Source organism: Sphingomonas sp. Leaf25, assembly GCF_001421635.1.
Taxonomy (GTDB): Bacteria; Pseudomonadota; Alphaproteobacteria; order Sphingomonadales; family Sphingomonadaceae; genus Sphingomonas.
The window spans coordinates 18611-27950 of sequence record NZ_LMKU01000030.1 but is presented as its reverse complement, the minus strand read 5'-3'; the positions used below and the strand labels follow the sequence as shown (position 1 = coordinate 27950).

At 69.2% G+C, this 9340-nt stretch carries 7 protein-coding genes; 3 read left to right on the top strand and 4 right to left on the bottom strand.

The genetic code is table 11. The features are described from left to right. The first annotated feature begins 195 nt into the window (after positions 1-195). Positions 196-546 carry a hypothetical protein gene (locus tag ASE78_RS19015; protein ID WP_156349116.1) on the top strand — a complete coding sequence of 117 codons (351 nt, stop codon included), beginning with the start codon at positions 196-198 and terminating at the stop codon, positions 544-546. Between the two features lie 42 nt (positions 547-588). On the opposite strand, the gene ASE78_RS14000 is transcribed toward ASE78_RS19015, so the two are convergent. From ASE78_RS14000 to ASE78_RS13985, 4 genes are all read right to left on the bottom strand, one after another. After that, positions 589-1518 carry a glutaminase gene (locus tag ASE78_RS14000; RefSeq protein WP_055760495.1) on the bottom strand — a complete coding sequence of 310 codons (930 nt, stop codon included), beginning with the start codon at positions 1516-1518 and terminating at the stop codon, positions 589-591. Between the two features lie 123 nt (positions 1519-1641). Then, a complete protein-coding gene (locus tag ASE78_RS13995; RefSeq protein WP_082467233.1) occupies positions 1642-2805 on the bottom strand; it encodes a GDSL-type esterase/lipase family protein in 1164 nt (387 codons plus the stop codon). Positions 2806-2887: 82 nt separating this feature from the next. Continuing rightward, positions 2888-5458, bottom strand: coding sequence for a DNA mismatch repair protein MutS (gene mutS / locus ASE78_RS13990; RefSeq protein ID WP_056498149.1), 2571 nt, complete (start codon positions 5456-5458; stop codon positions 2888-2890). A 406-nt stretch (positions 5459-5864) separates the two neighbouring features. Further along, positions 5865-6332 (bottom strand): Lrp/AsnC family transcriptional regulator, encoded by a 468-nt coding sequence (locus ASE78_RS13985; RefSeq protein ID WP_055759392.1) that lies wholly within the window; start codon positions 6330-6332, stop codon positions 5865-5867. Between the two features lie 177 nt (positions 6333-6509). On the opposite strand from ASE78_RS13985, the gene ASE78_RS13980 reads away from it, so the two are divergent. Together ASE78_RS13980 and ASE78_RS13975 are read left to right on the top strand one after the other, a co-directional pair. Continuing rightward, positions 6510-8234 carry a histidine kinase dimerization/phospho-acceptor domain-containing protein gene (locus tag ASE78_RS13980; protein WP_056497978.1) on the top strand — a complete coding sequence of 575 codons (1725 nt, stop codon included), beginning with the start codon at positions 6510-6512 and terminating at the stop codon, positions 8232-8234. Further along, positions 8231-9223, top strand: coding sequence for a polysaccharide deacetylase family protein (locus ASE78_RS13975; RefSeq protein ID WP_056497977.1), 993 nt, complete (start codon positions 8231-8233; stop codon positions 9221-9223). Before ASE78_RS13980 ends, ASE78_RS13975 begins: the two co-directional genes overlap by 4 nt. Positions 9224-9340 lie beyond the last annotated feature (117 nt).

Here is a 9340-nt window from a genome sequence, read left to right as displayed (position 1 = left end):
GTTTCGGGTGAACAGTGCCCCGCACTGTTCAGGTCATGCCGGGGGCATGACCGACCCGAAACTTTTGTCAGGGAGGGGAGCAGGTCGGGAAAGCATTTCGCTGAAGCTCGATCGGTCCTCGTTTCGGATCAGACCGACGGGAACCGGACGCCGGGTCGGCGATTGTCGTGGTCGACAACCAATGGGGAGATGACGATGCGTGGTTTCGTGATGACGATCGCCGGATCGCTGCTGCTGGCCGCCTGTGGCCCCAGCGCGCAGGAACAGGCCGCCGCCAACGCCGCGACGCAGGCCAGCCAGCAACAGGCGCAGGAAGCCGCCGCCAAGGTCGCTGCGCTCGCCCCCGGCCAGCGCGACGGCGTGTTCATCCGTGCGATCCGCGACGCCGGCCTGCCATGTCAGGGCGTCACCGGATCGCAACCCGGCGACAAGCCGGGAAGCTGGGTCGCGACCTGCCAGGAAGGATCGCGTCACATCATCACCTTCGGCGCGAACGGCATGGCCAATGTGACGAGCTTCACCCCGCAGCCCGCCCCGCAGCGGTAACATCCGCGTCGTTCCCGCCCGCGCGGGAACGACGCCATGCCCCTATCGCGGCTCGAACACCGACCATCCGGTGCGCTGCACCAGCCGTTCGAGCGCCAGCGTCCCCAGTTGTGAATTGCCGCGCTCGTTCAGCCCCGGCGACCACACCGCGATCGACGCCAGCCCCGGCGCGATCGCGAGAATGCCGCCGCCCACGCCACTCTTGCCCGGCAGGCCCACCCGAAACGCGAACTCGCCCGATCCGTCATAATGGCCGCAGGTCAGCATCAGCGCGTTGATCCGCCGCGCGCGCTGCGCTGACACCACCTGCCGCCCGGTCGACGGATTGACCCCGCCCGCCATCAGATAGCGCCCGGCCAGCGCCAGTTGCCGGCAACTCATCGCCAGCGCGCATTGGTGGAAATACACCCCCAGCGTCACCGGCGGATCATGGTCGAGATTGCCGAAGCTGCGCATGTAGCTCGCCAGCGCCAGATTGCGAAAGCCCGTATCCTGTTCGGCGCGGGCGACGCCCTCGTCGATGAAGATGCCGTCCTCGCCCGCCACCGCGCGCACAAAGCGCAGCAACTCGCCCAGCGCCTCGCGCGGCTGATACCGGCCGAGCAATATGTCGGCGACGACGATCGCGCCGGCATTGATGAACGGATTGCGCGGGATGCCGTGTTCGCTCTCCAACTGTACGATCGAATTGAACGCGCTGCCCGACGGCTCGCGCCCCACCCGCTTCCATAACTGGTCCCCGACCGCACCCAGCGCCAGCGTCAGCGCGAACACCTTCGACACCGACTGGATCGAGAAGCTCTCCTCGGCATCGCCCGCCAGATGGCATGTCCCGTCGGCCGCGATCACCGCCATCCCGAAGCGCTTCGGATCAACGGCGGCCAGCGGCGGAATATAATCGGCCGGCGTGCCCCGGTCGGGCGCGTCGGCCATCTCGGCGGCGATGTCTGCGACGATGGCGGAGAGGTTCATGGGGTGGGTGTAGGCGATCGACCTGCCACACGGGAAGCGGCCACGTCCACCGATCCGGCAGGCGGGCAATCGACATGTCGCCCCTGCGTCACGGTTTTCCGATCGGAAACGGCGTTCGTGACGTCAACGACGATCGGGCCGCTTCCACACTGCTGGCCGGGCATTCAGCCACGCTGTCATCCATTCCGCCAGTTGCCGGTGATCGTTGCGACTGCCGTGATAGTCGCACGCCGAATTCTCGGGCACGAAAGACGGAAGCAATGGAAACTCGATGCGTGTGACGCCGGCATCGATCGCGGCGCTGCGGATCGCAGCCTGCGCACCGGCGCTGAACTGTTTCAGTGCCGCGTCATCGCTTTTGTCCAGATCGATCCACGGCAACACCAGCGTCGCTCCGGGCGATTGCCGATGGATCGCATCGATGAGCTGCCGGTAGGCGCGGACATAGTCGCCAACCAACGCGGCCCGATCCGACCAACGCTCGCCCGGATGCAACGCCGTCCCGAAGTCGTTGAAGAGCACGATCACCACGACCATCGGATGCCATGCAGGATCGCGCCATTCCTGCGGGGCGCCCGGCAGTACGCGGGGGTAGAGCGTGGACATCGCACGCCCGGGCATGACAGCTTCGAAATTTCGTACCAGCCCGATCCCGGAGATCGCGTTGATCTGATAGTCCGCGTCGATCGAACGGGCGACCATCGCCGGCCACGCCGCCGAGCTGTCGGTGCGTAACCGTACCTCTTCCTTGGTGCAGGTGCGGGTATCGGATCGGATGCCGTATCCGGTCATGCCCGAATCCCCGATGAATTCGATCTGTCGGGCACGGGGCAGGGGAGGCGGACGCACCGCCTCACTCCGCGGAACGAAAAAGCCATGGAACGTACCCGCGGAGTCGACGCTTTCCGTGATCTTGTCGAGGCGCGCCCGGTGCCGCCCCGGCCCGAGGCCCCGAACGATCATCTCGACCCGCCCCGGTTGGGGCAGTCGCCGGGGCGCTGCCCCATCGACCGTTAGCCGATACTCGTTTTTATCGTCGTCAAACTTCAGCAGCAACTGATCGCCCGTAAAGGCCGCTTCCCAATAGATGGCCGGCCACTGGTGGCGGTAGCCGCGTGCCCCCTTTCGAGCCGACGGAACCGACGGCGATACCGCCACACGACCACCGACATGGGGCACCAGAGGCCGTGCGTCCTGCCTTATGCTGCGATTGGTCGGGTCCGTCGTCAGCGTGACGCCGGCGGGTGCCGAAGCCGCCAACATCACGCCAACTGCCCATATCAACATCGACCGCCCCCGGATGACTCTATTCCGGGACCTATATTCGGTATATCCGATCGTCGTCGCGCCTCGTCGTTCCGTTGCGACATCAAACCAGCCCCTTCAACCGGTACAACGCCTCCATCGCCTCCCTCGGCGACATTGCATCCACATCCAGCCCCGCCAGCGCCGCGCGCAGCCCATCGACCGGCGCTTCCTCCACCACCGCCATCGCCGCGAACAGCGGCAAATCGTCCAGCCCCGCCGCGATCCCGCCGGTCTTCGCCTTGCCCGCCTCCAGCTTCGCGAGCACCGCCTTGGCGCGCTGCAACGTGGCGGGCGGCAGCCCCGCCAGCCGCGCCACCGCGATGCCATAGCTGCGATCCGCCGGCCCCTCGGCCAGTTCGTGGAGCAGCACCAGATCGCCCTTCCACTCGCGCGCGCGGACATGGTGGAGCGACAGCGCGTCGCACCGCTCGGCCAGCCGGGTCAGCTCGTGATAATGCGTCGCGAACAGGCAGCGGCAGCGATTGTCCTCATGGATCGCCTCGACCACCGCCCATGCGATGGCGAGGCCGTCGTAGGTCGAGGTCCCGCGCCCCACTTCATCGAGGATCACGAACGACCGGGGCGTCGCCTGCGCGAGGATCGCCGCCGTCTCGACCATCTCGACCATGAAGGTGGAGCGTCCCCGCGCAAGGTTGTCCGACGCGCCGACCCGGCTAAACAGCCGGTCGACAAGGCCCAGCGTCGCCGAGGTCGCCGGCACGAAACTGCCCGCCTGCGCCAGCACCACGATCAGCGCGTTCTGCCGCAGGAAGGTCGACTTGCCACCCATGTTCGGCCCCGTCACCAGCCACAGCCGCGACGCAGGCGACAGGCAGCAATCATTGGCGACGAACCGCCCGCCGGCCTTGGCCACCGCGCTTTCTACCACCGGATGCCGCCCGCCGGCGATCTCCAGACAGGGGTGATCGACCAGTACCGGCCGCGCCCAGCCGCCCTCGACCGCACGTTCGGCCAGCGCAGTCGTCACGTCGATCCGCGCCAGCGCGTCGGCGGTCGCGGCGATGCCCTCGCGGTTCGCCAGCGCGGCCTCGGTAAACGCCTCCAGATGCGCCGCCTCCGCCGCCAGCGCGTGCGCGCCGGCCTGCGTCACTTTCAGCGCCGCTTCGTGCAGATCGGGCGCGTTGAAGCGCACCACTCCGGCCAGCGTCTGGCGATGGGTGAAGCCGCTGTCCGCCGCCATCAGCTTGTCGGCGGCGCGCGCGGGCACCTCGACATGATAGCCCAGCACGCCATTGTGGCGGATCTTCAGCGCCGAAATCCCGGTGCTGCCACGATACTGCGCCTCCAGCGCGGCGATCGCCCGGCGTCCGCCAGCGCCCGTATCGCGCAGCGCGTCGAGCGCGGCGTCGTATCCTTCCGCAACATAACCACCCGCCGCCGCATCGATCGGCGGGGTCGGGACCAGCCCGCGCTGCAACAGGTCGATCAACTCGCCATGCCCGCGCAGCCGCGGCCCCAGCGCCGCGATCAGCGGCGGCACCTCGCCGATCGCCTCCAGCCGCTGGCCCAGCGTCCACGCCGCCGCCAGCCCGTCGCGCAACTGCCCCAGATCGCGCGGGGAGCCGCGTCCGGCGGCGATCCGTCCCAGCGCCCGCCCGATGTCGGGCAGCGCGCGCAAGGCGGTGCGCAATTCGTCGCGCAGTCCCGGCGCATCATGCGCCCAGCCGACCGCCGCATGGCGCGCCTCGATCCCCGCCCGGTCCATCAGCGGCGCGGCGATGTCGGCGGCGAGCAACCGCGCACCCGCGCCGGTCACGGTCCGGTCGACCTCGGCCAGCAGGCTCCCGCCGCGCGTGCCCGCCGCCGTGCGGGTGAGTTCGAGGCTCTCGCGCGTCGCCGCGTCGATCGCCATGCACGCGCCGTCCGCCGCGCACACCGGCGGGCGCAGGAACGGCAACTGCCCTCTAGCGGCATGGTCGAGATAGGCGATCAGCCCCCCCGCCGCCGCCAGCGCCGCGCGGCTGAACTGGCCGAACCCGTCGAGCGTCGCGACGCCGTGCAGCGCCTTCAACCGCGCCTCGCCCGCCGCACTGTCGAACGCGCCCTTGCCGCGCAGCAGCGTGGCGACCTCGGCAAAGGCCGAGGTGTCGGCGGCGACGACCTCGACCGGCTGCAACCGGGCGAGTGCTGCGGTGAGACCCGTCGCGTCGGTTTCGATCACCTCGAACCGGCCGGTCGACACATCGGCGGCGGCGATCGCCACGCCGCCCGCCGCCTCGCCGATGGCGACGCACCAGTTGGCGGCGCGCGCGTCGAGCAGCGCTTCCTCGGTCAGCGTCCCCGCCGTCACCACCCGCACGATCGCGCGATGGACCAGCGCCTTCGATCCGCGTGCCTTGCGCGCCGCTTCGGGGCTTTCGGTCTGTTCGGCGATGGCGACGCGGTGCCCCGCCTTGATGAGCCGCGCCAGATAGCCCTCGGCGCTGTGGACCGGCACGCCGCACATCGGGATCTTCGCGCCCTCATGCTCGCCGCGCGCGGTCAGCGCGATGTCGAGGGCTGCGGCGGCGACCTTCGCGTCATCATGGAACAGCTCGAAGAAATCGCCCATGCGATAGAACAGCAGACAGTCCTCGACCTCCGCCTTCAACGCCAGATATTGTGCCATCATCGGGGTGGGGGCAGGGGCCTCGCCCGCCGCAGCCTGTCTCGCCATCGCACAGGCCCTACCGGTCGAGCGGCCGCCACGCAATCGCACGCCCCGATTCGCGCGATGAGGATGGGGCGAACGTCATACCGGCGGGTGGATCATCATCCCCTGGCCCCACCCGCTTCGTCACCCCGGACCTGTTCGGGGTCCACCGCCCCGCAAACGCCGTGCCCGGGGGCGCCCGACACCCTACCTCCCACGGAACGCTACCGCCCCCTTTGGCATGAATGTCACCGAAAACAACGTCTTGCACGGAGCGCTGTCCTACACGACGCACCCGGCCTACCCACGGGTTTCCCTCGACCCGAAGATGCCCCCGATGCCGCCTGCACGACGCCCGCTAGTGTAAACTTTGTAAACTTTGGCCTCACCCCGCCGACACGGGAATCCCCGGCAGCGCCTTCGACGTGCGGACCGTCGGCGACGTCTTGACGCTCGCGACATTGGGCGCGGTGATGAGCTGGGTGGTCAGCATCGACTGGAAGCTTTCCAGATCGGCGGCGACGATCTTCAGGATGAAGTCGATCTCGCCGTTCAGCATATGGCATTCGCGAACCTCGGGGATGGTCGCGACATGCGCCTCGAACGCCGCAAGGTCGCTCCCCGCCTGGCTTTTCAGGCTGACGAGCGCGAAGACGGTGATGGTGAACCCCAGCAGCCGGGGATCGAGCGCCGCGTGATAGCCGCGGATCGCGCCGGCCTCTTCCAGCGCGCGGACCCGGCGCAGGCACGGCGGCGCGGTCAGCCCGACGCGCTCGGCCAGCTCGACGTTGGTCATCCGCCCGTCTTCCTGCAACAGGGCGAGGATCTGCCGGTCGATACGATCGAATGCCATTGGTCGCGATTCCATGGATGGGAAAAGATAGAAACCCCTGCCTACCGCATTATAAAATTACGTGAAAGCGCAATTGTCCCACATTGCGACGTGCCGATTTGGCATGTTCCGGTCGGGCGGAGAGGGCGCTAAGCAGTTGGTACGCCCATGATTCGGCGCAAGGCTGGTGACGAGTAGATGGTACACTTCGACGACAGCCTGGAAACGGTACTGGCCTCCGACCTGTCGGGGGAGGGGGCACGCGCCTCGGCATGGCGGCAACTGGTCGACCTGATCGGTCGCGGCCGGGCAAGCCCCAATCCCCGCGCGATCGCCATGCTGGAGCGTATCCGCGACAGCGTGCCGCGTACGATCCGCATGGCCAGCGCGCGCGACATCGAACACGCCGGCCCGCCGGCATCGCTGGTCGCGCTGCTCGCCACCGACACGATCGAGGTGGCGTTGCCGGTGCTGCGCAGCGCCGAGCTGTCGGTCGCCGACTGGACCGCGCTGATCCCGACGCTCGGCCCCGCCGCGCGCGGCGTCCTGCGCAACCGTCGCGACCTGCCCGTCGCCGTCCGCCTCGCGATCGACAGTTTCGGACCCGTCGACCTCGTGCTGGGCGACGACCGCGCCGACGCCGAACCGGTGGTCGAACCGCAGCCTGTGGCCTTGCCGGAACCCACCGCCGACCCCCAGCCCGTGATCGAACCGCAACCCGTGGGCAAAGCGGAACCGGTGGCACCACCGAAGCCTCCGGTCGAGCCGCAACCGTTGATCGACGCGACGGACCCGATCGCCGGACCCGACCTCGCCGGCCCGTTCAGCATCGTCGACGTCATGGCCCGGATCGTGGCGTTCGAGCGCATTCAGGATGCCGTACCCGCCCCCCGCGCGCCGCTGCCCCGGCACGACCAGTTCCGCTTCGAAACCGACGCCACCGGCATGCTGCGCTTCGTCGACGGCGTCAGCCGTGCCGCCGTGGTCGGCCTGTCGCTGGCGCTGGAGGGCGGCCCGACCATCGCCGGCTTCGACGGCGTGGCCGCCGGGGCGCTGCGCCGCCGCACCCCCTTCCGCGACGCCCGCCTGAGCGTGCTGGGCGACAGCGACGCCGGCGGCGAATGGCGCGTCTCGGGCGTGCCCGTGTTCGATCCCGCCTCGGGCCGCTTCACCGGTTATCGCGGCACCGCCCGCCGCCCGCGCGGCGACGAACGCGCCGAACGTGCCGCCCCGCCTGCCACCGGCGTCGCCCAGTTGCGCCAGTTGGTCCACGAACTGCGCACCCCGGCGGGTGCGATCGCCGGCTTCGCCGAGATGATCGAGGCGCAGTTGCTGGGGCCGGTGTCGCCGGTCTACCGCGCCCGCGCCGCGGCGATCCTCGACCATTCGCGCGAACTGGTGGCGGTGATCGACGACCTCGATCTCGCTGCTCGTATCGATGGCGACGCGCTCGACCTGCGCGCCGATCGCGTCGCGTTGGGGCCGCTGTTCCAGACGATCGTCGCCGACCTGACGACATTGTGCGAGCTGCGCGGCGCGGTGCTGGAGATCGAGCCGACCGACGTCACCGTGTCGGGCGATCGCCGCGCGATCGAACGGCTGCTCGCCCGCCTGCTCGCCACATTGGTATCGGCCAGCGCCACCGGCGAAGCGCTCTACGTGCGGATGGGGATGGAGGGCGACGGCAATGTCGCGATCGTCTTCGATCGTCCGGCGGCATTCGCCGCATGGCCCGGCGACAGCGTGTTCGACGTCGACGACAGCGAGGAGGACGCCTCGCTGCTCGGCACCGGCTTCGCGCTGCGCCTCGCCCGCAACCTTGCCAACGAACTGGGTGGTGCGCTGCTGTTCGGCAGCGCCACGCTGACGCTGCGCCTGCCCGCAGTTCAGGGCATGGAGGCCGGGCAGGTCGGTCGGCGGTGACGCCGCCGTTCCGGCCGCACGTCGACGGCCCGCCGGTCGACTGGCCGGATACCTTCGGCACCCGCTTCACCCTGTTCGTCGATACCGAAGAGGAATTCGACTGGAACGCTCCGCTGCGCCGCGACGGCTGGGGGGTGAGCGCGATGGCGGCGCTGCCGCAAGCCCACGCCCGCTTCGCGACACGCGGTGTGGAGGTCGGCTATCTCGTCGACTATCCGGTCGTCACCGAACCACTCGCGATTGATGCGATCCACGCCATTCTCGCCACTGGCCACGCGACGCTCGGCGCGCAGCTTCACCCATGGGTCAACCCGCCCTTCGCCGAGACGCTGACCCCGGCGGACAGCTTCGCCGGCAACCTGCCGCGCGAAGTGGAGGCCGCCAAGCTCGACCGCCTGACCCATGTGATCCAGACGATCAGCGGCACCCCGCCGCTGGTCTATCGCGCCGGCCGCTACGGCATCGGCCCGGCGACCCTCGCGCTGCTGGCCGAACGCGGCTACCGCATCGATAGCTCGATGCGCTCGCGCTATTGCTATGCTGCCGAGGGCGGACCTGATTTTTCGGCGATCGGCAACACCGCCTTTCGTACCGGTCCCGGCGGTGCGCTGCTCGAACTGCCGCTGACGAGCGTTTTTACCGGCCACCTGCGCCGGCGCGGCCAGCGCCTGTATCACACCGCCGGCCATGTCCCGCGCGGTCGCGGCCTGCTCGCGCGGACCGGCCTGCTCCACCGCGTCGCGCTGACTCCCGAGGACATGCCGCTCGACCACGCCTGCGAAGCGATCCGCATCGCGACCGGCGAGGGCGTCCGCCTGCTGAACCTGTCCTATCATTCGCCCAGCGTGGTGCCGGGCCACACCCCTTATGTGCGCGACGCCACCGATCTCGCGGCGTTCTGGCGGTGGTGGGACGGCGTGCTCGACCTGCTCGACCGGCGCGGCATCCGTTCTGCCTCGACGGCGGACGTGCTGGCGGCGGCGGGGTAAGTTGGTCGGGGAGACAGGATTCGAGACCGAAATACCGTCGTCCTAAACCCACGGATTTCCGCGGTTCTTGCAGGATTGCGGTGCCTTTGTGGATCGTCCGTGTGGTTCTGTCGAGAG

Coding starts and splice junctions, on each gene's coding strand:
- ASE78_RS19015 (WP_156349116.1), top strand. CDS start 196: ATGCGTGGTTTCGTGATGACGATCGCCGGATCGCTGCTGCTGGCCGCC.
- ASE78_RS14000 (WP_055760495.1), bottom strand. CDS start 1,518: ATGAACCTCTCCGCCATCGTCGCAGACATCGCCGCCGAGATGGCCGAC.
- ASE78_RS13995 (WP_082467233.1), bottom strand. CDS start 2,805: ATGTTGATATGGGCAGTTGGCGTGATGTTGGCGGCTTCGGCACCCGCC.
- mutS (WP_056498149.1), bottom strand. CDS start 5,458: ATGATGGCACAATATCTGGCGTTGAAGGCGGAGGTCGAGGACTGTCTG.
- ASE78_RS13985 (WP_055759392.1), bottom strand. CDS start 6,332: ATGGCATTCGATCGTATCGACCGGCAGATCCTCGCCCTGTTGCAGGAA.
- ASE78_RS13980 (WP_056497978.1), top strand. CDS start 6,510: ATGGTACACTTCGACGACAGCCTGGAAACGGTACTGGCCTCCGACCTG.